This is a genomic window from Mucilaginibacter sp. P1_A3 (assembly GCF_056406855.1).
Window position 1 is genome coordinate 226,716 of sequence record NZ_JBFTZJ010000007.1, and the last position, 23,302, is coordinate 250,017.

The following is a 23,302-nucleotide window of genomic DNA, read 5'->3' on the forward strand; positions in this document are numbered from 1 at the left end:
ACCTGTTGTAAAGATTGCACTCCCATACTTGGCCGATTTAGCCGAATGTGAAATCATAGACTTCCACCTCCGGATCTAAAAATTCAATTTGAAATTCCCGGTCAATAATAGGTCCCTGCTGACGAATCAACTGGTACATACGCTGCTCAGTTACGGTCCCATTCCCACTGCTGTCAACATCCAATCCATGCGCGGAACCGGGAGGATTCCCATCAATAAGCACACGAAATTTTATAGCAGTTCCTGGCATTGCCGGCCCCATAATTAAGTGAAGGTCGCGGGCATGAAAACTATAAATGATCTTCCCGCGTGCTTTGTGTAAGAAAATACTCTCTTTTTTCATGCTCCACTCTCCCGAAAGTCCCCATTGATTAATTTTCAGCTGTTTTGGTGCAAAATAAAGTACCTGCTTATCTGTATCCAACTCCACAGGGGATGCAAAACCATGCGTACGATTATAGCCAACATAATTTTCGGCCGATTCAAGATTACGCCAGTCGGCGGCGGCTTCAAACCCCTGAGGCTGAAGTGCCACTATTTTGTTAGAAACAGTTTTACCAGAAACTTCTTTTAATAGGTGCTGAATCTGCAATTCAGATTCATGATAATCACCCTCGCCAAATTTTTGATACCGGATCCGCCCCTTCGCATCAATCAGATACAGCGCCGGCCAATACTCATTTTGGAAAGAATTCCAAATTTCAAAATTGCTATCTACCGCTACAGGATAGCCTATATTCATTTCCTTAATGGACCTGCTTATATTCTCCAATCTTTTTTCAAATGGAAACTCCGGCGTATGAACCCCAATAACAACCAGCCCCTGATCTTTGTACTTTGATGCCCATTCGCGGATATAGGGAAGTGTGCGTCGCCAATTAATGCAGGTGTACGTCCAGAAATCAATAAGAACGACTTTGCCGCGGAGATTTGCCAGCGTTAAAGGCTGCGTGTTGAGCCAGCCCGTTGCGCCACCGAGCGATGGCTCCATTTTTTTTGCGGACCCTTTATGTACTTGCGCCGTAGCCACGAAAATCGCCGCAAACAATATCGTGGAGGCAGTCAAAAACATAGTTCGCATATAAGTGAATTGTTTAGACATTTTTTTAGGGATTTGTGAATAGTTAGTTTCAAAGGAGTTGAATGCTCCCTGTATGTTTTTTGATTCATGAACCCAATAACTGTGCCCCGGCAATGATAAAATTACCTCACCAGGCGATCATTTGACCAGGGTAACGAGTGGTTTTCCTTTTTCCACTACGTAGGTGCCAAGTTCCCTCGCCTTACCGGTGCCAACGTTCTTTGCCGCATGGATCACTCCGGCCGGGATAAATAAAACTCCGCCAGCCTTGAGCGTTACTGGCGGCTTGCCCTCCACCTGATACTGCAACGAGCCTTCAAGTACATAGATGATCTCTTCGCCCGGATGTGTGTGTTTACCAAACGCAGCTCCGGGGTCGAAGTCAATGCGTACCTGGACCGCCTCGTGTCCGGGGGTGCTAAGATCGTGGCGCTGGAGCTCGGTGCGCTTAATTCCCGACTGTTGTGCAAGGGCCGAACCTGGGATGATAAACACTGCCAGTCCAACAATTGCAATAGCACTGGCGAAGAAGTTTTTTTTGTTTTTCATTTTTCTAATGTTTTTATGCGTTTATGTTGAACAGTAAAATATATTCTCGCTAACTGGCCTCTGCGTAGCATTACGGAACGCCTTAACGTGCGATGTTTAAGATTGGTAGTAATCCAGCCCGAGCTCAAACCATTTTGAGTTTTCATCTCTTTGCATTTTTAAATTACAATACCCGGTACGGCGGCGTTATTTAAGGGGATACGTCGTCTCCATTACATTTAATCAGACGCATGACTCAATAAGATCAATTGAATCATTTTTATTTTTGGCGGACCATTTCTAAATGGCTATATAATTGGTCCTTATATTTTTAGGAAATGTTCAAAATATTAGAGGTCATAAAATTAGGAAAATCGACCATCATTATTTCGATAAAAAAACAATTAAACGGCGTAATTTGATAATCATGAGCAACGATTATCAAGTTTGGGTTTAGCAGACAAAAAAAGCACGACCTAAGCACCACAATCAGATAACAAAACACCTAAAATCTCAATAAAAGGGTCCCTGATAAAGCGCTATGTATTTCCATCGTCTGATGGTTCACATGACGAATGATTTCTTTATTTGATTAACCCATGTTAAGACAAATAAGATTATCAATTAACTACATTCATTACCGGGCCTTTGTGCCAATAGATCATATAGCGGGCATCGTGTAATTTATAAAACGGAATAAGTTCAAGGTTTTTAAACTTTGCCGGGCTGATCAATTCTGCAGCCGTAAATGTTTGATCCTTTCCTTTTACCGGTTTTAGGTACTTTGTCAAATCAGATGTGTTGCTGGTTAACACCGGTGCCGAATCAAGGGGGTACATTTTACCCCGGGCACGGTAACCGCCAAACTGGTCCGCATCGGCAATTAAATTGTCCAGGTTGGTAGTATCGGTCTTTGAGGCTAATACAATCGGGCCATGCAAAAAGGCAACATAGTTGGAGCTATCTGGCAATTTTTCTGTACTTAAACCCATTGGCAGGCGTACGTCAATTACATCGCCTTTTTTCCACACTCGGGTTAGGTTTATATATGATCCAGGCAGGGCGTCAACATTTACGCGAGTTCCGTTTATTTTTATCTGTAGCTTACCCGCGGCTACCCAGTTAGGGTAACGAACTTTAATACTAAAAGAGCCGGGTTTTACGGCCTCAATCAAGAGGCGAGTAGTTTCATTATCCGGGAATTTAGTTTGTTGAGAAAGAACCAATCCCTGTGCTGCCCAGTTAAGCCGCGATGCAATAAATAGGTTCACATAAACATTTTTTTGCTGATAGCTATAAATTAACTCGCCATATTTACCATGATTTTCCATGCCCGAGCCTACACAACACCACATGGTTTCCTGCGGCTGCGAGTAAACACGGTAATGCTGGGGTCGCATTGATGTATAATAAACAAAGCCTCCGTGTGTAGGGTGCTGACTTGATACAATATGATTATATAATACCCGCTCATAATAATCCATATATTTTACCTCTCCCGCATTTTCAAACAGGTGCCGGGTCAATTTCAGCATATTATAAGAATTACAGGTTTCAGGGCCTGCAACATCGGTGATCATTTTGGTGAAATTACCAGTTGGATTAAAATGCTCATTCACACTGTTGCCTCCAATAACTACAGTACGGTTATTGACCACCGTTTCCCAAAAAAACTGCGCTGCTTTCCCATAATCCTTATCACCGCCAACTTCCGCTATTCTTTGAAAGCCCACAGCTTTCGGTATCTGCATGTTAGCATGTAAGTTATTCAATCGATCCTCGCCCAATACCAAGGGGTTTAAAATCTCCTTATGAGAAAACCTCCGGGCCAGTATTAAATACTTATCCTGGCCGGTAATAACGGATACATCGGCAAACACCTCGTTTAATCCCCCATGTTCTGAAATCAGCATGGTTTGTATCTGTTCATCAGTTAAGCCACGGGAAACGCCGTCAATGTAATCTGTCAGTCGCACCAGTATTTCCTTTGCCATGGGCTTTCCAGCAATTAAATAGGCATCCCGTAAGCCTGCAAAAAGCTTATGAATATTATAAAGCGGAACCCATTTTTTATTTAGCGCAAAGGTATCAGCCTCAATTTTACCGGCGGCAATATCCTTCCACATCGCTGTCCCTCCGGGCGTACCTCCCAGGTAGCCACTTCCTATTTTATCCTGGCAGCGTTTTAATTCCACCAGCATATAATCCAATCGCCTGTTTATCTCCGCATCATTGGTAGCAGCATACATATTGGACAGCGCCGATAAATAATGACCGCCAATGTGGCCATCTAACCCCGTGTTTTCCCAGTTACCATAGTTTTTCTTTTTGGGTGTTAAACCAGCTTCTGTAAGGTATGGAGCCAATAAACGGTCGGGGTCTAACGCCAGCATATAAGTTTTATCCGTTTGTTGCGCATCCTTAAAAACTCCGGGCAATAAAGCAACCTGCTGCAGTTTGAATGCATGGAGCGAAGATTGTGCAGATGCCAATATTGGTTGAACAAAACACACAACTATTAAAAGAAAGCGGGTCATTTTCCTGGATATCATACTAAAGTATTTAAGTAATGGGAATTACGGATTGGTTAGCCAGTACCAAAGTTAGCAAAGTTTAATAATTATTGTTATTATCACACTTATAATTCTGAATCGCCTGGCAGAATGGTAAATGTTTTAAACCCAATAAAATCTGCCATTAAAAGGGTTAATTCCTCCAGGGTCAGCACTACGCTTTTGTCCTGCAGGAGAAACAATTCCGATCTCTTTTATAGGTGATTTGGATTAATAGTTTAATGTACTATAGCAGTAATTTGTTTAAATTCGACCTCTGTGCATAAAAAAAGCAAACGTGTCGATAGAGAAACTAAGCCAACATTTTGATAATTATTTTCCGCTCAACGCTCAGGAACGAGATGAGCTGAATGCGCTTTTTATTGAAAGAAGTATTAAACGGCGGCAATTTGTATTGCAGCACGGGGATGTTTGCCGTCACTTTACATTTGTTGTGTCCGGTTGCCTGAAAATGTATGCTGTTGATATCAATGGCAAAGAACATAACATACAATTTATTGCTGAAAATGACTGGGCCACCGATCTGAGCAGTTTTTATTCGGAAAAGCCAAGTCAACTTTATATAGAAGCTGTAGAACCAACCGCAGTGTTGCAAATCAGGCATGATGATGTATTACATCTATATACGACCTACCATAAATTCGACCATAATTTCAGGGTGATCATAGAGCAAAAATACATCGAATTACAAAACAGGGTGCTCCAAAATATCAGCTTTTCGGCCGAAGATCGTTATGAATACTTTCTAAAGCAATACCCTAACCTGGCTGCCCGGCTCCCTAATACGCAAATTGCTTCTTATCTCGGCATTACCCCCGAATTTCTTAGTACCATCCGTAAAAACATCGCATACAAAGGATAAGCCTTAAAGTATCTTAAGGGTATTTCTTAAGATACCTTATAGGCAATCTATTAAGCTGTTGCGGACCTTTGCTTTCATAAATTAAATCATTAATGAAAGCAGCGATTTTGAAACATGCGGGAGGCCCCGAAAATTTTTTAATAGAAGAAAGAGCTATACCAACACCAACAGATGGCTGGGTTTTGGTTAAGGTAAAAGCTTTTGGGCTTAATCGTTCAGAACTAATGACCCGTAAAGGACTGTCGCCCGGCGTTAGCCTTCCGCGTATATTGGGTATAGAGTGTGTGGGCGAAGTAGAGAACGATCCCTCAGGAGAGTTTAAGCCCGGACAACAGGTAGCCGCTTTTATGGGTGGCATGGGCAGAGATTTTGACGGCAGCTACGCTGAATACACTTTGATACCCAAATCATTGCTCAGCTCCTTTGAAAGCACACTTTCCTGGGAACAGTTAGGCGCTATGCCGGAAATGTTTCAGACTGTATATGGCTCGCTCCATTTGGCATTAAAGATCAAGCAGGGCGAAACCATTTTAATCAGGGGCGGCACTTCCTCTATCGGTATGCTGGCCACCCAACTGGCCAAAAACAGTGGGATGACCGTAATTGCAACAACAAGGAACCCGGATAAAAGGGAGATGCTCATCAAAAACGGCGCAGATCATGTCGTGATCGATAACGGCTATATCGCAGATAAAATAAATGCCCTCAGTTTCACCGGTGTAAATAAAATATTGGAACTGATTGGTACATCCACCCTGAAAGATTCACTGGCCTGTGCCGCACCTGGTGGAATTGTTTGTATGACAGGCATGCTATCCGAGCAATGGTCCTTCCACGAATTTGCTCCAATGGAGTATATCCCGGCAACAGTTTGCCTAACCGTTTATGACAGCGGGCAGATCAGGGTTGATCAACATAGTTTTCAAAAATTCATTAATGACGTGGAAGATGGTAAAGTTAATCTAAGCATCGGCCGCACTTTTCGGTTAGAGGAAATCGCTGCGGCACACAGTTTAATGGACAGCAACACTGCCGGTGGCAAAATTGTTGTATTAACCTGACCCTGTTATAAACAACCGCATATAACTTATAAGGCTGCAATTTGGTTTCCCGGCCTCATCGATCTAAAAATAAGGAGGGCTTTGTCAATCTTTTATCATAATCGACTCAAATAAATACCTTTGAGCCAATTACGACGTAAGTATTCATGATGAAGAAAATATTTCTGTTAACCACGCTATTATTTATCTCCGGATTAACCGCCTTTGGAAACCATTTGTCAAAGCCTCCAAAGAAGGGATTAGATACGGCCACCTTTGCTACCGGCTGCTTTTGGTGTACCGAAGCAAAGTTTAAACAATTAAAAGGTGTAAAAACGGTCATATCCGGCTTTTCCGGCGGAACAGTGGCTAACCCGACTTACAAACAAGTTTGCACCGGTAAAACAGGACATGCTGAAGCCTGCAACATCATTTTTGATCCTTCAGTAATTTCATTTGATGAGCTACTTGAAGCCTTTTTTGTAGCCCATGACCCTACCCAACTGAACATGCAGGGCAATGATGTAGGTACCCAGTACCGGTCCGTGATTTTTTATCATAACCCGATCCAAAAACAAAAAGCTGATTATTACATCGGCGAGTTAAATGCAGAGAAAGCTTATAAAAATAAAATTGTTACTGAGGTTACTCCCTATAAGGTTTTTTACAAGGCAGAGGATTATCATCAAAACTATTTTGCGCAAAATGGGGCCCAGCCTTATTGTAAATATGTAATTCAGCCCGAACTGGATAAGTTTAAAAAAGTATTTAAAGACAAACTGAAGAAATGAGATCACTGATCATTGCATTTGCATTGGTAGCAGGTTTGTTTGTTACGGCAAATGCACAAAATATCAAAACAACAAAAGGCCACGAAAACAACCCCTATTATTCCAACACCGATACCAAACACCTGGATGTATCCGATGCGGAATGGAGGAAAATTTTACCAAAGGCCCTGTATGCTACAGCCAGGGAACAAGCTACGGAACAACCTTTTACCGGGCAGTATTGGAACAAGAACGCCAAAGGGACTTACTATTGCGCGGTATGTGGTAACCAGTTATTCCGTTCGGATGCTAAGTTTGCCAGTAATTGCGGCTGGCCCAGTTTTTATGAACCGGTGAGAAAAAACAGCGTGATCTATAAAGAAGATGAATCATATGGAATGCAACGCACCGAAGTGATCTGCGCCAGGTGCGATTCGCATCTGGGCCATATATTTAACGACGGCCCGGCACCTACGCATAAAAGATTCTGCATGAATTCTGTTTCGCTGGATTTTCAACCGGATGGTTTAGGAAAATAACATTTTTGGCATTACACTAAACTGTTCCTTAATTCAGCATCCGGTACTCATTGGGTGTAGAGCCGGTGTGTTGCTTAAAAGACCGTGTGAAATGCTGAGGATATTTAAAGCCTAACTCGTAGGCGATTTCACTTACGGACTTAGAGGTATCAAATATCTTCTCCTTTGCTACATCCATTGTTTTCAATTGTATGTATTCCTGGGCTGATTTGCCTGTTTCTTTTTTTATCAGATCGCCAAAATAATTGGCAGATAGATTTAACTGATCGGCGCAGTAATTAACAGATGGAAGGCCAAGTTCTTTTGGCTTATCTGACGTGAAATAGTCATTCAATAACTCCTCGAACCGTTGCAGAATACCTTTGTTTACATTTTCGCGGGTGATGAACTGCCTGTCGTAGAAACGTACGCAATAATTCAGCAAAAGCTCAACATTACTTACAATCAATGTTTTGCTGTGCTTATCTATCCCCCGTTTCAATTCGTACATGATCTTTTCATAGCAGTCGTAAATGATCTTCCGCTCACTTTCAGATAAGTGCAGCGCCTCATGCACCTCATAGGAAAAGAAATTATATTCGGCAATATGACGGCCAAGCGACGTGCCTCTGAGCAAATCAGCATGAAAAACCAAAGCCTTGCCTTTTGGCTGGTAAAGTTCGCCATTGTTTTCTATGCCGATAACTTGTCCCGGTCCAACAAATACTAAAGTGCCTTCCTCGTAATCATAATAGTTACAACCATAATGCAGGTCGCCACATTTGATCTCTTTCAGAAACACAGTATAAAAACCATAATTTATCCTGCGGTTCAATCTTTTGTCGGCCTTAGAGAGATCAACAATATTGACCAGTGGGTGCAGGGTTTCATTATTATTAAGTGCATTATACTGCCCTACCGTATCTATGCGGGTTACATTTTCCATTTATTCATCCTTTAACATACTCAAAGATAATTCATTGGTAACCTGTTTGCATGGTGTGATATCCCAATCAGTAATAATGGTAGGTAATCCAGTAATTGGTATAACTAACGCGTCACAATTACGCCCGACATTTGTATTTATTAATCACTTACCAATAATAAATTTTAATCAATGAAATATAGAAAATTAGGTAAAAGCAACTTGGAAGTGTCTACACTTGGCTTAGGTTGCATGGGTTTAAGCTTTGGCTATGGGCCCGCCGCAGATAAAACAGATGCCATTAAACTACTGCGTGCTGCAGTTGAGATGGGCGTCACTTTTTTTGATACCGCAGAAGCTTATGGCCCTTTTGCCAATGAAGAATTATTGGGCGAGGCGCTGGAACCATTTCGCGACCGATTAGTAATTGCCACTAAGTTTGGATTTGCCGGCGGCGACTCTAAAGCAGGCTTAGACAGCAGTCCAAAACGTATCAGGGAAGTTGCTGAAGCATCGCTTAAGCGCTTAAGAACCGACCGTATCGACTTATTTTACCAGCATCGCGTAGATCCAAACGTGCCTATGGAAGATGTTGCCGGCACCGTTAAGGATTTAATACAAGAAGGCAAAGTTAAACACTTCGGCATGTCTGAAGCTGGCGTACAAAGCATTCGCAAAGCACACGCAGTACAGCCGGTGGCGGCCTTACAAAGTGAGTATTCGCTTTGGTGGAGAGAGCCTGAAAAAGAAATCATACCTGTTCTTGAAGAATTAGGGATAGGCTTTGTGCCATTCAGCCCGCTTGGAAAAGGTTTTCTTACTGGGGCAATTAATGAAAATACAAAATTCGACAGTACCGATTTCCGCAATATTGTACCCCGCTTTTCAACCGAAGCCAGAAAGGCAAATCAGGCGATGGTCGATCTTTTAGCAAGCATCGCCCAGGAAAAAGAAGCAACACCGGCACAAATTGCTTTAGCATGGTTACTATCACAAAAACCATGGATAGTCCCTATCCCCGGCACAACCAAATTACATCGTTTGGAAGAGAACTTAGGCGCGGTTGATATTGAGTTAACGGCGAATGATCTTGCCCAAATTGAAGAGGCTGCCTCTAAAATTGAAATTGAAGGCGCCAGGTATCCCGAACATCTGCAAAAGAGGGTTGGGAACTAAACGGCCCTGTAACGCAAGCCTATGAAAAACATTATCGCAATTAAGTTTTTGATTCTTACACTGACGGTTCTATCAGCAAATTGCGCTAAGGGATAGTAGGTAAACACTCAAAAACAAGGTTAACCTAATAGAAATGTACAGGTTGTTTATTTGGAGCAAGACTGGATGAAGGCCTGCTTTCTATGTCTGAAAATTAACAGCACTCGTTTATACGAAGAGGGGCAACAATGAAAAAAATACTTATTATGGGAGCCAGCGGAAGTCTTGCGCAATATGTAGTCGAGGCAGCGAAACAGTTGGAAAACGTCGCGCTCACCTTATTTGTAAGGGATAAGAACAGGCTTTCGAAAAGCAACATCAACAATTGCACTATCATCCAGGGCGATGCAATGGATTATCATGATGTAAAAAATGCTGTTTCTGGCCAGGACCTAATATATGTAAACCTTGCCGGTGATCTTGAGGTAATGACAAAGAATATTGTAAAGGCCATGCAGGAAAATGGTGTCAAAAGAATAATTGCAATCAGTTCCATCGGTATTTATAATACCCCATTAAAACCGGTATTAGGCCCGTACCTGAAATTGGCAGATGCTATCGAAAAATCCGGCCTGGTTTATACCATTTTACGACCAGACTGGTTTACAAATGCCAATGAAGTGGACTATTCACTTACACACAAAGGCGAGCCGGAAACCGGCGCAGCCATTTCCAGAAAGAGTATTGCTGCATTTATTACTACTATTTTTAAGGATCCTGAGTTGCACAAGAACGAAAATCTGGGCATCAGTAAACCAACTAAATAACACCTCAAACAATAATTAAAGACGATATCATCATGAAGATAGGAGAAGGAATACTGATAGCTATATGTTTATTATGTTCAGTTCCGGAAATGATGGCCCAAATCAAAAACAACAATAAAAAAAAGCAAAATGACTTCTATAACAGCAAAAGGTGAACCTGCACCTAAAGAATATTTCACAGGCAACGTTTGGGTAAACATGGTAGTAAAACCCGATGATCACCTAAACAGTACAATAGCCAAAGTGACTTTTGACCCGAAAGCACGTACAAACTGGCATAGCCACCCTTACGGTCAAATTTTAATAGTTACTGACGGTATTGGTTACTACCAGGAAAAGGGGAAGCCCATTCAGATTATTAACACAGGTGACGTGGTTAAGATTCCTGTGAACGTGGAGCACTGGCACGGCGCTTCGCATGAAAGTGCAATGACGCATATCGCTATTGTTCCCTCAGATCAAACTGGTACCATATGGCTGACGCCCGTTACAGATACTGATTATAACAAAGAATAAATCAGAAGATTTTATTAAGAAATATCGAACTCTATCAGATTGTGTTGAAACACGGTCCTTAACGGCACAGCCCGCAATGACCAGTTGCGGGCTGTGTTTTATGGTAAGATGGAATTTTGGGTTATCTCTTAATGAACCTGTCCTTCAAGAGTCGCTTCATCACTTCCTCCTGAAAGTTTAGGCCAACTGTGATCTTGATTCCGCCCAGGCGCAGCATATTGCCCTCAATGGTTTGTACTTTATTCAGGTTGACGATATGGCTCTTGTGCACCTGCATAAATTTATCGGCCGGGAGCTTTTCCAGGATTCCTTTAATGGTCAGGTATACAACAAATTTACCGCCGTCAGTATATAATGTGAGGTAATTTGCCATAGCTTCAATATAGTTAAGTTCGGCATATATGATCTTTTCTATTTTACCTTCACTTTTTACAAAAAAATGATCGGGTTCCCCGTTGTCGTAAACAGCCTTTTTTTGCCTGAGCAATTTTAACTCCAACGCTTTTTGTGTGGCTTTTAAAAAACGTTCGAGGCTAAAGGGCTTTACCAGGTAGTCCACCACAGCCATTTCAAATCCATCCAGCGCATATTGGCCGTAAGCCGTCGTCATGATCACCAGCGGTAAATTTACAGATGAACGTAAAAAATCAAGTCCATTCATTTTGGGCATATTGATATCCAGGAATATCAGGTCGACCTCCAGCTGGCTGATCAGCCCAGCAGCCTTCAACGGGTTTTCGGCCGTACCCACCAAATCCAAAAAATCCGTTTCTTCGATATATTCCTGCAATAGTTTGCGGGCAATAGGTTCGTCATCGATGATCAGGCAGTTAAGTTTCATATCTCGTAAAGGGTTAGGATGACCTCATAAGTGTCTTCTCCATCCGCTATGACCAGTTCATGTTTGCCGGGATAAAGCAGTTCCAGGCGCCTTTGGGCGTTGGCTATACCTAAGCCGGAGGCCGTTGCCGAATGATTGATAAAAGCATCCTTGGTATTCAATATCGAAAATGTCAACCGGCGGCTCCGGTAATTCAAATTGATGTCAATCCGGTTTTCTTTACACTCATTAAAACCCACATATTTGAACGCATTTTCAATAAAGGTGATCAGCAGCAAAGGAGCAACCTGAATGTTCCCGTTGATCTCGCCGGCGTTGAAGGAAACGGTGATCCGCTCATCGATCCTGCTTTTTTGCATAGCGATGTAATTGCGGATATAATTCAGTTCCCGGTTCAGTTCTATTTGTTCCACGTTACATTCATATAACTGGTACCGAAGCATGTCGGAAAAGACCAGGAGCATACCGCGGGCGTCTTTGTTCGACTTATCGATATGCCCGTAAATAGAATTGATGGAGTTGAATAAAAAATGCGGATTAAACTGGGCCCTCAAAAAATTCAGTTCGTTGGTCGCTTTCTCTTTCTCTATCTGTTCGATATAGATCTGCGATCGCGTTTTTTCGATCACCATTTTTGCGGCGAGTATGCAAAGCACCCAAAACAGGATATTGATGAATGAATCGGCAAAAATAGTCAGCAGATCAAAGTGGGGGTTTGGTACCCTAAAAATATAGGTCACCACAAACATGGATACCGGGACCCTGATTAGGGCGGTAAGTATGATTCCACCAATAAACAGGATGCCAAATCTGAAATACCTTTTTTTGTTTAGTAATTTGGGTATGGTGTACAGCGCGTTAAAATAGTAGTTTACCGATATGAACGCCAGGTAGCAGAACTGTATCGTAATGGTCCGCGTAAGCACCAGCGCCCCGTTCCTGAAAATGAATATCCAGAAAAAATAGGCCAGTAGCCAAAATGTGAGGTGATATATTATTTTGTTGAATTTCAATATCCTATCAAATTATCAGAAAGATAACAAAAGCTATTTAAATTTTCTATTTCGGTTCAGCCCCGTCTGGAAAAGCCTGCCCCTTGTGGCAGGTAGTACACTGTACCACGAGAGCAGAATCGCCGATTTTGGGATGTTTATTTTGCAACCAACGTTTATTCAGGTCAAGCGTCATGCTCATCATTGTGCGTGTTATTGCCTTTTCAGGCTTGGCATCGCTGGCAAAATCGAGGCCATGCCCATCCTTGGCATTGGCATGGCAAAAGCCGCAACTTACACCCAGGCCATCCTCAAAATCATCAGCCATGATGCTTTGTAGTTGCCTCGAACTAATGTTTTTGGGGAGCACTTTCAAATTGGTGTATTTAACCGTGTCCGAAGACTGTATTGTGGACGCAGCGGCTAAAAACACAGTTATGGCAAGTGCCGTTATCAATACAAATTTCTTCATTTTTTCGCTATCACGTTAATGTTCACCTCCAGCTCATCCGATACGGTGCTCGTTCCGCCGATGCCATAGTCTTTCCTTTTCATTTTAAATGAGCCTTTAAATGCATAGCCATCCGCGAACGGACTCGCCGTAAAAGGAAATGAGATGGATTTCGATTTTCCTTTGATCGTTAGCAAACCGTTAAATTGATATGTGCCTTTCCCCATAGCTGTGATCTTGTTTGATTCCATCTTTATACGCGGGCTGTTTTTTACATCAAAATAACTATCCCCTTTTAAGTGCTCATCGCGAAGGTTGTTATCCGTGTTTATGGTAGCGGCATTAATAGTTACATCAAATTTACTACCGGAAAGGCTTTGAGGGTCGAAATCGATCATACCTTCAAAGCCACCAAAAGCGCCCTCAACACCAAAGCCTAAATTTTTGATGGTAAAATTTAACGACGATCCCGTTTCAACAGGTTTGTATTGTGCTAAGCCGGCTTTTGATATACCGGCCATCAGCATCAGCAAGATTAGTTTCTTTATCATTTTAAATTATTTCTGTTCAGTCATTTTATCTGCCATTATCAATGGCATATCGGTTATGGCCAGGGTATGATCATGCTCCAAATAATTTACGCTGGTAAGGCCAAGGTAACTGCGTAGTTTTTCGGCAGGCACTTTCATTGGCCCCGGTGATGGCGCTGCACCCGGCGCAGGTTGCGGGAACGCGGTGGAGTTTGCCGTATGAAAAGTGATATTGCCTTCGACCTTTTGTATGGTTTGATGGATATGCCCGTTCAATACAGAAACTGAACCGAATCGTTTTAGTAAAGCCAATGCTTGTCCGCTATCATCTGTTCCCCAGCCCCATTGCGGATAAATAGCCCAAAGAGGTATATGTGCGAATACAACAATTGGCGTGCTGTTCGATAACGGTTTTAGATCTGCTTCCAGCCATTTTAACTGGGCCGCACCAATATAACCCAGCCCGCCATCAACGTGATTAGTTACGTTGTTAAGGCCAATGAAGTGTACACCATGCGAATCAAAGCTGTACCAGCCATCTCCCAGTGTGCCTTTACCATAGCGTTCAAGGTACAGTTTACCATTATCAGTAACATCATGTTCGCCGGGCACATAAAATATCTTTTCGGTTTTTGCGCTTTTTAACGATTGTTCGAGGATATCAAACTCATCAGCCTGAGCCAAATGCGTCAAGTCGCCTGTATGCAACACAAACGAGGGTGTCACCGGCATATTATTTATCTTAGCTATGGTTGCATTTAACGTTCCAACCACATCGGTATTGGCAGGCTTGGTAAAACCGATATGGCTGTCGCTGATCTGCACGAAACTAAAATCCGATTTCGGCATAACAAGCCCTTTTTTCAGGCCTCCTGTCGTTTTATCGATCATGTGGCTCATGCCATACGATTTTAATATGCCTCCCGACATCATCCAAAGTACACCGGTGCCGGCCCAGGCCATGCATTCCAGGAAACCTCTGCGGTCGATGCCATCGTTATTTGCTTGCGGGCTATGCTCATCCCCGCTGTGAAAATGGTTTTTCATGATCTGATTTTTATTTATTTTGTCCGAAGAACCATCAATAAAAACCAGGCCCATAAATTTTTACACGAACCGGGAAATATTCTTGATGAATACCGGTTTTTTTATCTTCCCTGACACTTATCCCAAAAGAAATTACCGCCGCGGGGCGATCAATGAGCTATCCCCAGAGTCTACCCCATTTGAGACATCTACTTATAAAAATCGTTCTTTATCGTTTACTCACAACGTAAATTTTATATCACGAAATCGATCAAAGTTATCGTCGCCTATTACAAATAGGGAACAACCAAAGTCAAAGAGAAAACCTAAAAAAAAAACAGTTTAGTATGTGATACTTCATCATAACAGCTTGTAGTCAAATAATAGGGGTGGAATAGTACACAGGTGTTTGATGATCGACTGTTCTATGCGAAAGTTAAATTTATTTTGAACCTCTTAGCGCCCCAATAACTCCATTTAACTGATCAACGCTGTTTGGGCTATATGACGCTAATATAAATGCAACACGCCCATCTTTGACAACAATATTGGTAGGGAAAAACGAAATACCATATTGTTTAATCAGTGCGGCCTGATCCGCTATTACATTAAAGTCGAATTTTGTTTTAGCCAGAAAATCCTTTACCCTTGCAGCAGGGTCCCGGGTTATAGCTATGAAAACTACATTTTCATCTTTCTTATATTTTTCAACAAGCTTGTTTAACTCCGGAATTTCTATCCTGCAAGGCGCACAGCTTGTAAACCAAAAGTTTAACACTACTACTTTGTCTTTAAGTTCGCTTAACGTGTATTCCTTGCCATTTAGATCAGTTGCAGAAAAAGCAGGTGCGGTACCTCCTGGCTTTACAACCTTCTCTGACTTTTTCAGCTGCATGCTTTTTAATATACCATTGACTACGTTTGGCTGGAATGAAAATTGACCAGTCTGTAGTTTAGTGGTGAATTGTGCAGCGTCGATCTTCCGATTGTCTTCATCGAAGTAAGCAGTGTTCGCATTCGGCTGTAACATTACATGGCTTGTATCTGCAGCCGTACCGGAAGATTGGGATGCATTTTGCGCATGGGTTGCTAAGCATAAAAATAACATCGCCGCTACAATTAAATATATTCTTTTCATGTTTTTATAATTTTTCTCAAAATTACAGATGTCCTTTTTACAGTTTTGTTAACGCAGTACTAATTAGTGTTAAACACTGTTAATCGAAACATGTATAAAAAACATTTCACGTACCTTGGTTGCTGAAGTGTGTGCCCAATGAACAAGCGATTAGGTTTTATTTTTATAATAGCAATATGCACGGGGGCCGGAATCATAATTTTTCAGGTCTATTGGATGTTGCATACATTCAAAATAACCGAAGATAATTTTTATACAATTGCTTCAAATGCCTTGCAAAAAAGTATCAACAGCTACCAGATTAAACAAAACAATCGGTATCTGAATTTTAAACCAGGAGACTCCACCGTTTCAGTTTCTATGGATGCAAAGCAGTTCCCAGATAGCCGATCTCCCATAAAAAAGACAGCCCCAATTAACAACGCGGTTAAAAATCACCCACCCTTTCAGCCCTCTCAAGGTAAAGTGCACTTAACAGGTGCTAACATGGAAATGGTCAAAACAATGATGGCCCGGATGATGGCGCAGTTAATGGCCAACCCGGTAGACTTGAATGATTTAAAACCCATTTTTGCAAACGAGCTAAAAAAAAACAAGATCGATCTGCCGTTTTTTCTCTCGCTTAAATCCATTAATAATACCAGTAAATTATATGCACACGTAGTAGTGGGTTACCCTGACTTCTCAAAGAATAGTTCTCTTGTTTATGCTGATTTCAAATTAAGCAGGTATTATTTCATCAAGCATGATCTTGTTTCCCTTTCCGTTTCCTTGTTCCTTATTATTTTGACGGCAGGTTGCCTTTGGTATATGTGGTATGTAATAAGGCAGCAGGTAAGATTAGATGATATTAAGAATAACTTTATCAATAACATGACTCATGAGCTGCGCACGCCCGTTTCTATTTTAAAATCTACCCATGAAGCATTGGATAAATTTGGTGAGGTTGAGGATAAGGAAAAAACATTACGTTATTTGAAGATCAATCAGTCAGTTTTAATTAAACTGGAAAATAACATCGACCGCATTCTGGATATTACCCGGTATGAGAGGAATAAAAAGCTTGCCAATTTAGAGCCAATCCAGCTCGAATCATATATAAAAGAGATCATAGACAGGTTCTATTTGAACATTTCTTTTACTTATGAGTTGGACGCTGCAATAATAAGTGACAGGTATATTATTGATACCATTGTTTCAAATTTGATTGATAATGCCTTGAAATATAAGGCTACAACCGACCCTGAAATTAAATTAGTCATAAGCCGGATCACTAACGGATGGGAATTAAAGATACAGGATAATGGTTTAGGAATAGATGCTCAATATCTTCCTTTTATATTTGATAAATTTTACCGGGTTCCAACCGGTAATTTACATGATGTTAAAGGTTTTGGACTTGGGTTAAGCTATGTGAAAGAACTCACCGGCTTGCTAAACGGGAAGATTTTTGTTCAAAGTAAACCGGGGGTTGGTACAACCTTTACAATTCAATTCCCATCGATATGGAAAAAATAAAAATACTATTGGTCGAGGATGAGGAAATATTGGCAATGGTTGTTAAAGAAACGCTGGAAAAGCGCGGTTTTGAAATTGCTATTGCAACAAATGGAGTAGACGGCTGGAGTAAATTTAATTATGACAAGCCTGATATTTGTTTAATTGACATTATGATGCCTCGAAAAGACGGTTTATCGTTAGTTGCGGATATTAGAAAGGTAGATGAACTGGTGCCGGTTATTTTTCTTACTGCCAGGACGCAAACCGCTGATGTGCTTAAAGGCCTGGAAATTGGTGCTGATGATTATATAAAAAAGCCGTTTAGCATGGAGGAGTTGATCCTTAGAATAAAAGGCCTTATTCGCAGAACAGCTAAGGCAACCAAAGAGGTTATTATAATATCAGAACAGGAATCCAATGCCACTATAGGCGATTATCATTTTAATTATACCCGTCTTAAACTTATTTATAAAGCTGATGTAGTTACAAACCTTTCACAACGGGAGGCGGAACTGCTCAAACTACTGCTTGAAAATAAAAATGATTTGCTTGATAAAAGAACAGCCCTGTTAAAGATCTGGGGTGAAGACACTATTTTTACTTCAAGAAGTATGGATGTGTATGTTACGCGATTACGCAAATATTTATTGAATGACGCCAGGGTAGAAATTGTTAACGTTAGGGGAAGAGGATATAAACTGGTGGATTAAAAAAACAGTTAAGTAATGAATTGCCCCCTGATTTACGGTATGTCTAACTTGTGCCGCATTTTTACAACCATAAATTCAACAGCCTGAAATACCCACTCTTTGAGGATAGAAACAACGTGTTCTGTTGTACCAACCGCACCTGCTCCGGCCAGAAAACTGAAAGGCGGTTTTCCTCACTTGCAATCGTAAGCAGTGCCTGAGCAAGTTTTGCGGAATCATCTGATTGCTGTCCGTTTGCGATTTTCAAAAATTCCATTTGTTGTTTTCTTCCCTCTTCGTAATCTCACCCCACTTGGCGCAACACATCAATAATTAAAAAATCGCGGGGCATGCCATTATACCTGTTAACGGCTGTATAAACACCCGCTGCATCCAGATTCCGTGCATAGGCTTCGCCTTCATCCTGTAATACATCATTCTCTTCGGTGATTACGAATTTTATTTGCCTAAAAACATGGAATAGTACGCGGATAAACTGACCTGATTCCCTACAGTTTGGCATACTTAGACCCGGCCGGGTTTTCATCTAATTATAAAATGAATGAAGTTTTATTTTATAAGGCCAGTACGATTTTAACCCATGTTAATATTTGCCCGCTCTCTTGCAGATAGCTTTGTCCTGTCAAAACAAATAAACATTTCAAGAAATAAAAACATGAAGAACTTATTATTAACAATTGCAATGAGTGTACTGGGTTTCACCTCATTTGCCGCAACACCAACTCAATCAAACAAAAAAATGGAAACAATTATTTTAGTCCATGGCGCATGGGCAGATGTATCTTCATGGGATGCAGTAGTACCGCTATTGAAAGCACAGGGTCATGAGGTTATCGCTGTTAACCTTGCAGGCCACGGAAAAGACGAAACGTCATTCGCAGGTATCACCTTTAAAACTTATGTTGACCAGGTAAAAGAGGCAATCGGCGCCCGCACGAATGTGATTTTAGTGGGACACAGTTTTGCCGGATTAGTGATCAGCCAGGTTGCAGAAGAAATCCCCGCACAAATACACAAACTAATTTTTCTTGCGGCGGCCCTTCCACACGATGGTGACAGCCTTTTAGGACTTGCTAAACTGGATGCCGGATCTCACATAAGCAAATACCTCACTATAGATAAAGAGCATGGCGCCGCCATAATTGCTAAAGAAGGTGCAGCAGATATTTTTGCCGCAGATGCGCCTCAGCAGGTTCAGGACTACATCGCAGCTAATGTTAAAGCAGAACCATTGGTACCTCTTGCTACACCAGTACACCTGACTGAAAAGAATTTTGGCAGCATCAAAAAGGTGTATATCCATACCACTAATGACCATGCCATCAGCTATCCTGCACAACAGTATATGGTAAAAAACAGCAAAATAGATAAAGTATACACACTGGAAAGTAGCCATACCCCTTTCATTTCTATGCCGGATAAACTTGCCGACATCATCATTACGGAGAGTAAATAATCAATATTTTTCATTTAGTTTAATACCGAAGCCCTGCCGGATAATACTCCCGGCGGGCTTTCTTTTAACCAGAGTTTGGCTCAAGCGTATTTGGTTTTTTCTATGCCCAGTTTTTTCATCCTTGATCTGAGGGTTGATACATTCATGTCCATCATTTCAGCCGCCCCGCCGGCCCCCTGGAGCTTCCCGTTACATTTAATCAGAATACTAACGATATACGCCCGTTCATTTTCCTCAATTGTCTGGGTTTCTGTCGCAGGCAAAATGCCGGAACTATTTTTCTGAAAGGACGGAAAGTGGAGATCCGTAATTATGCCGTTGGTTGTTAACAGAACACTTCTGGCCATTAAATTTTCAAGTTCACGTATATTTCCGGGCCACGGGTAATTCAGCATGGTCTGTATTACCTGGTCAGTGAGTTTAACAACGGGTTTCTTCTCTTTTTGCGAATAAAATGCTAAAAAATGATTGGCCAGTAATACCAGGTCTTCTTTGCGTTCCCTCAACGGAGGCAGCATAATAGGAAATACAAAAAGCCGGTAATAAAGGTCCAAACGGAACCGGCCTGCAGCAACTTCGTCTTCCAGATTGCTATTAGTGGCAGCGATAATACGCACATCTATTTTTCTTTTTTTTCCTCCGATGACATCTATTTCCTGTTCCTGCAATACGCGAAGCAGCTTAACCTGCATGTCCTGGGGCAATTCTCCTATTTCATCTAAAAAAACAGTACCCTCATTTGCTTGTTCAAATTTCCCTGTTCTTTTTTCATTGGCTCCTGTGAATGCGCCTTTTTCGTGGCCGAATAGTTCTGACTCAACAAGATTTGCAGGCAGCGTGGCACAGTTTACTACGATGAACGGTTTTGATCTGCGTGCTGAAATACGGTGAATAGCTTGTGCTACCAGTTCCTTGCCGGTGCCGCTTTCTCCCATTATCAGAACTGATATGGAGGAATTGCTTACTATTTTGATATTGTTCAGCACCGCGTTCATTTTGGGACTTATGCCGATAATTTCCTTTAAGTCTGCATCATCGGATTTTGAAAGAATCGCTTCCTGGTTTTGCTGATGGAGATACAAGGCCACTTCAATAGCTACCAGCACATCTTTATCCCTGAAGGGCTTAACCAGGAACCCATAGGGCCGGGTCGCCTTCGCCGCATTTAGAATTTCTTTGCTTGAATTGGCAGAAAGAAATATAAAGGCGATATTTTCTGATCTCAGTATTTTGGCCAGGTCTATGCCATTTAATTTACCTTGTAAACGGATATCCAGTAAAACCAGGTTAGGATGCTCTTTGGTTTTAATTTTCAGGGCCTCGTCTACTGAAGCAGCTATCGGGCAAACCGCATAGCCTGCTTTACTGAGACAAATCCTCAGGCTGTTAGCTTCTATAAACTGGTCTTCGACAATAAGTATCTTGTTCATAATCAATAGATAAGGTAGCGATTAAGCTGATGTTTCACCATTAGTTTGTAAAAGGCTGGCGTACTCAAGCGGATATTTTTTAAACCATATGGTGATCTTAACACCAGGACTGCTTTCAATGCTGATATCCCCGTGGATTTCTTTGGTCAGTCCGTTAATTAGTTGCAATCCCAGGGAACCTGTGTTTGCCTCGATGGCCTCCTTGTCCATTCCGATGCCGTTATCAGCCAGAACCAGCTTTAAGGTTTCACCCTGTTCGTGTAAGGAAATAGCAATCTCCCCAGGTTGGTCGTCTGGAAATGCGTATTTGATGGCATTAGTTAAAGTCTCCTTGATGATCAGCGCAATGGGTATGGCAATTGATGCATCGAGGTTGAGCGAATCAATTTCCAGATGAAAATCGATCCGATCAGAATTGTCAAAGCTATCCTTCAGGTATAGGATGAGTTCTGGTATATACCCGGCCATATTGATGGTTTGAATATGTTCTACCTGATACAGTTTTTGATGTATCAGAGACATGGCGTAGATACGGTTCTGACTTGTTTCTATCGCCCTCAAGGCATCGTTTTCAAGGTAAGCAGCCTGCGATTCCAGCAGGTTGATAATGGTTTGCAGGTTGTTTTTTACCCGGTGATGTACTTCTTTGATAAGCCATTCTTTTTCGTGCAGTAAACGTTCTAAATACCTGTTTTTTTGACTGATAACCTCGTTTTTATGCAATATCTCTGCACTTTTTTTAGTAATGACCCGGTTGGTGTGCTGTTTGTTTCTGTACTGCTTATACAGAAGGCCGGTAAATATTAACAACACAAGTATGGCCCCAATGGTGATATTCTTTTCCAGTTTGGACTGCTTAACTTTAATTTCCTGAAGCTTGTAATTTTGATTCAGTAAAGCAATATGCTGGTCTTTAATTTTTAGTGCATTTTCCTTTTCCTTTACGTCATATTGCACCTCCAACCGCTTCACTTCTTTGTTTTGGGCCTGTCTCAAATTAAACTCCTCCAGGCCGCGATAATCTGCCAGATGATTCATCGCCGCGCGGTAATCTCCGGCAGCACTATCAGCCAGGTAAAGCATATAATTCAGGTGGCTCTTAGCTGCAGAAGTCATCTGGTTGCCGATGGTTTTCCACACCATGTCTAAATATGGTTTTGCTTTTGCATATTGCCCGGATTCCACATAAAGCTGCCCAATATCGTTATAGGCGGTCATATCTTCCATCCCACTTTGCTTTTTGCTCAATTGTAAAGTCCTCAAAAAATAGGTGGCCGCTTTTTCATATCCCGGTAGATATTCCCTATAATTGAATCATAGGTGATTTCATCAGTTGTGGTTATTGGCGGATAATCTTTCATCGCCGCTCTAACATAACGCAAAGCCTCCGCGTATCTTTTCAATTTACGCAAGGCCCTGGGAACCAGTCCAAACACCCGGCGGTCGGCTAAACTGGATCTCCCGGCATGAATTTTATAGCTATCTACAGCAATATTGTAGAAATAAGCACCTTTTTGATAATCCTCCTCATTAATACTGATGTTCCCCCTCATTACATAAAAGTCACCCGCAGCACTATTGTCCCCTGTTGCTTTCATGGTGTTTATGGTTTGGGTGATGTAATTCAGGGCTTTTTCCGGGTTTCCCCTTACCCAATTTAATTCTGCCAACTGGTAATAAGTATAATGCAAATACGGATAGCCTATGGCCTTATATCGCTCAACCACTTTCAGTAATTCAGGCTCGGCCGAAGACTTTCCCTGGTCGGCATGAACCATCGCTATATCTTTCAGCGCCAAAATTTCTTTTGCGGGTAAATGATACCGGGTACTTAATTGCCTTGCTTGTTCGGCAAGAAGCAAAGCTTTTTTCCAATCGTCTTCCTTTTTGGGTTTTTCTCTCAACCAATATTTAAAGCTCAAATTTAGTAACAAATCAATTTTTGAAGTATCATTAAGCAAGTGCAGGATATTTTCGGCAGATTTCATATCATTCCGGAGGGTAAATACTTCTGCCAGGTAAAGCTGGGCATTATTGTAACCGGATGTATCACGCAATTTAGCGCTTAATTCACGTGCGGCTTCTGCAAAATTCATCGCGCGGTCAAGACCTATTGTTTCTCTTGAAGGTTTGTTAATTTTGATATTGGCGAGGCTCAGCAACAAGTACGTCCTACTGATGTCAGCTTTGCTTTTTTTCAGCCGCGCTAATAGATCGTTTTCTTTTTCAGGGTTTACAGGTTTTGGCGCCGGATAATATTGGGCAGGGGCAGCAAAATGCAATAATAGCATCAGGGTGGTGATAATTAAGCGCTTTGCGATGGTGCCGTTTTTTGGGGCCATTAGGTGTTTATTGTCAAATTCAGTGTAAAAATAGTCTAATTCCTTATGTTCAGCTATCCTATTGCACTAGCTGACGCAAAGATACTCAGTG

General features: G+C 41.6%; 24 protein-coding genes. 10 read left to right on the forward strand and 14 right to left on the reverse strand.

The window, feature by feature from the left end:
- Positions 1-37: 37 nt before the first annotated feature.
- The 3 genes from AC1D0K_RS16370 to AC1D0K_RS16380 all read right to left on the reverse strand — a co-directional run bounded on the left by AC1D0K_RS16370 (position 38) and on the right by AC1D0K_RS16380 (position 4,161).
- Positions 38-1,102, reverse strand: coding sequence for a thioredoxin family protein (locus AC1D0K_RS16370; protein ID WP_477391911.1), 1,065 nt, complete (start codon positions 1,100-1,102; stop codon positions 38-40).
- 117 nt (positions 1,103-1,219) lie between these two features.
- A complete protein-coding gene (locus AC1D0K_RS16375; RefSeq protein ID WP_477391912.1) occupies positions 1,220-1,630 on the reverse strand; it encodes a cupin domain-containing protein in 411 nt (136 codons plus the stop codon).
- Between the two features lie 599 nt (positions 1,631-2,229).
- Positions 2,230-4,161 carry a glycoside hydrolase family 127 protein gene (locus AC1D0K_RS16380; RefSeq protein WP_477391913.1) on the reverse strand — a complete coding sequence of 644 codons (1,932 nt, stop codon included), beginning with the start codon at positions 4,159-4,161 and terminating at the stop codon, positions 2,230-2,232.
- 298 nt (positions 4,162-4,459) lie between these two features.
- Here AC1D0K_RS16380 and AC1D0K_RS16385 point away from each other — a divergent pair, with 298 nt between their 5' ends.
- The 4 genes from AC1D0K_RS16385 to msrB all read left to right on the forward strand — a co-directional run bounded on the left by AC1D0K_RS16385 (position 4,460) and on the right by msrB (position 7,393).
- Entirely contained in the window at positions 4,460-5,044 is a 585-nt protein-coding gene (locus AC1D0K_RS16385; protein ID WP_477391914.1) for a Crp/Fnr family transcriptional regulator, read from the forward strand.
- Positions 5,045-5,136: 92 nt separating this feature from the next.
- Entirely contained in the window at positions 5,137-6,105 is a 969-nt protein-coding gene (locus AC1D0K_RS16390) for a zinc-binding alcohol dehydrogenase family protein (RefSeq protein ID WP_477391915.1), read from the forward strand.
- 146 nt (positions 6,106-6,251) lie between these two features.
- The gene (gene msrA, locus AC1D0K_RS16395; RefSeq protein ID WP_477391916.1) at positions 6,252-6,875 is read left to right on the forward strand and encodes a peptide-methionine (S)-S-oxide reductase MsrA; all 624 of its coding nucleotides are present in this window, start codon (positions 6,252-6,254) and stop codon (positions 6,873-6,875) included.
- Positions 6,872-7,393, forward strand: a complete 522-nt coding sequence (gene msrB, locus AC1D0K_RS16400) for a peptide-methionine (R)-S-oxide reductase MsrB (RefSeq protein ID WP_477391917.1) — start codon at positions 6,872-6,874, stop codon at positions 7,391-7,393. The genes msrA and msrB overlap by 4 nt, the downstream gene beginning before the upstream one ends.
- Positions 7,394-7,421: 28 nt before the next feature.
- On the opposite strand, the gene AC1D0K_RS16405 is transcribed toward msrB, so the two are convergent.
- Positions 7,422-8,318: a helix-turn-helix domain-containing protein gene (locus tag AC1D0K_RS16405; protein ID WP_477391918.1), complete on the reverse strand. Its 897-nt coding sequence runs from the start codon at positions 8,316-8,318 to the stop codon at positions 7,422-7,424.
- 171 nt (positions 8,319-8,489) lie between these two features.
- Between AC1D0K_RS16405 and AC1D0K_RS16410 the strand changes: the two genes are divergently transcribed.
- From AC1D0K_RS16410 to AC1D0K_RS16420, 3 genes are all read left to right on the forward strand, one after another.
- A complete protein-coding gene (locus tag AC1D0K_RS16410; protein ID WP_477391919.1) occupies positions 8,490-9,473 on the forward strand; it encodes an aldo/keto reductase in 984 nt (327 codons plus the stop codon).
- Between the two features lie 227 nt (positions 9,474-9,700).
- Positions 9,701-10,279 carry an NAD(P)H-binding protein gene (locus AC1D0K_RS16415; protein ID WP_477391920.1) on the forward strand — a complete coding sequence of 193 codons (579 nt, stop codon included), beginning with the start codon at positions 9,701-9,703 and terminating at the stop codon, positions 10,277-10,279.
- Positions 10,280-10,408: 129 nt separating this feature from the next.
- The gene (locus AC1D0K_RS16420; RefSeq protein ID WP_477391921.1) at positions 10,409-10,795 is read left to right on the forward strand and encodes a (R)-mandelonitrile lyase; all 387 of its coding nucleotides are present in this window, start codon (positions 10,409-10,411) and stop codon (positions 10,793-10,795) included.
- Positions 10,796-10,916: 121 nt separating this feature from the next.
- Here the strand turns inward: AC1D0K_RS16420 and AC1D0K_RS16425 are convergent, their stop codons facing one another.
- From AC1D0K_RS16425 to AC1D0K_RS16450, 6 genes are all read right to left on the reverse strand, one after another.
- On the reverse strand, positions 10,917-11,636 hold the full coding sequence (locus AC1D0K_RS16425) for a LytR/AlgR family response regulator transcription factor (protein WP_477391922.1): 720 nt from the start codon (positions 11,634-11,636) through the stop codon (positions 10,917-10,919).
- Positions 11,633-12,649 (reverse strand): sensor histidine kinase, encoded by a 1,017-nt coding sequence (locus AC1D0K_RS16430; RefSeq protein ID WP_477391923.1) that lies wholly within the window; start codon positions 12,647-12,649, stop codon positions 11,633-11,635. Before AC1D0K_RS16430 ends, AC1D0K_RS16425 begins: the two co-directional genes overlap by 4 nt.
- A 46-nt stretch (positions 12,650-12,695) precedes the next feature.
- Complete coding sequence (locus tag AC1D0K_RS16435; RefSeq protein WP_477391924.1) at positions 12,696-13,100, reverse strand: c-type cytochrome; 405 nt, start codon at positions 13,098-13,100, stop codon at positions 12,696-12,698.
- Positions 13,097-13,630, reverse strand: coding sequence for a YceI family protein (locus AC1D0K_RS16440; protein ID WP_477391925.1), 534 nt, complete (start codon positions 13,628-13,630; stop codon positions 13,097-13,099). Before AC1D0K_RS16440 ends, AC1D0K_RS16435 begins: the two co-directional genes overlap by 4 nt.
- 6 nt (positions 13,631-13,636) lie before the next feature.
- Complete coding sequence (locus AC1D0K_RS16445) at positions 13,637-14,656, reverse strand: metallophosphoesterase family protein (protein ID WP_477391926.1); 1,020 nt, start codon at positions 14,654-14,656, stop codon at positions 13,637-13,639.
- A gap of 421 nt (positions 14,657-15,077) precedes the next feature.
- Complete coding sequence (locus AC1D0K_RS16450; protein ID WP_477391927.1) at positions 15,078-15,773, reverse strand: peroxiredoxin family protein; 696 nt, start codon at positions 15,771-15,773, stop codon at positions 15,078-15,080.
- 216 nt (positions 15,774-15,989) lie between these two features.
- Here AC1D0K_RS16450 and AC1D0K_RS16455 point away from each other — a divergent pair, with 216 nt between their 5' ends.
- On the forward strand, positions 15,990-17,291 hold the full coding sequence (locus tag AC1D0K_RS16455) for a sensor histidine kinase (protein WP_477442036.1): 1,302 nt from the start codon (positions 15,990-15,992) through the stop codon (positions 17,289-17,291).
- A complete protein-coding gene (locus AC1D0K_RS16460) occupies positions 17,279-17,983 on the forward strand; it encodes a response regulator transcription factor (RefSeq protein ID WP_477391929.1) in 705 nt (234 codons plus the stop codon). Before AC1D0K_RS16455 ends, AC1D0K_RS16460 begins: the two co-directional genes overlap by 13 nt.
- Positions 17,984-18,266: 283 nt before the next feature.
- Here AC1D0K_RS16460 and AC1D0K_RS16465 read toward each other — a convergent pair whose 3' ends face one another.
- A complete protein-coding gene (locus AC1D0K_RS16465) occupies positions 18,267-18,485 on the reverse strand; it encodes an alpha/beta hydrolase fold domain-containing protein (protein ID WP_477442038.1) in 219 nt (72 codons plus the stop codon).
- Between the two features lie 153 nt (positions 18,486-18,638).
- Here AC1D0K_RS16465 and AC1D0K_RS16470 point away from each other — a divergent pair, with 153 nt between their 5' ends.
- On the forward strand, positions 18,639-19,439 hold the full coding sequence (locus AC1D0K_RS16470; RefSeq protein ID WP_477391931.1) for an alpha/beta fold hydrolase: 801 nt from the start codon (positions 18,639-18,641) through the stop codon (positions 19,437-19,439).
- An 80-nt stretch (positions 19,440-19,519) separates the two neighbouring features.
- On the opposite strand, the gene AC1D0K_RS16475 is transcribed toward AC1D0K_RS16470, so the two are convergent.
- The 3 genes from AC1D0K_RS16475 to AC1D0K_RS16485 are packed head-to-tail and all read right to left on the reverse strand — an operon-like array spanning position 19,520 to position 23,211.
- On the reverse strand, positions 19,520-20,869 hold the full coding sequence (locus AC1D0K_RS16475) for a sigma-54-dependent transcriptional regulator (RefSeq protein WP_477399590.1): 1,350 nt from the start codon (positions 20,867-20,869) through the stop codon (positions 19,520-19,522).
- Positions 20,870-20,890: 21 nt separating this feature from the next.
- Positions 20,891-22,117 (reverse strand): sensor histidine kinase, encoded by a 1,227-nt coding sequence (locus AC1D0K_RS16480; RefSeq protein ID WP_477399592.1) that lies wholly within the window; start codon positions 22,115-22,117, stop codon positions 20,891-20,893.
- Positions 22,118-22,128: 11 nt separating this feature from the next.
- A complete protein-coding gene (locus tag AC1D0K_RS16485; protein WP_477399594.1) occupies positions 22,129-23,211 on the reverse strand; it encodes a tetratricopeptide repeat protein in 1,083 nt (360 codons plus the stop codon).
- Positions 23,212-23,302 lie beyond the last annotated feature (91 nt).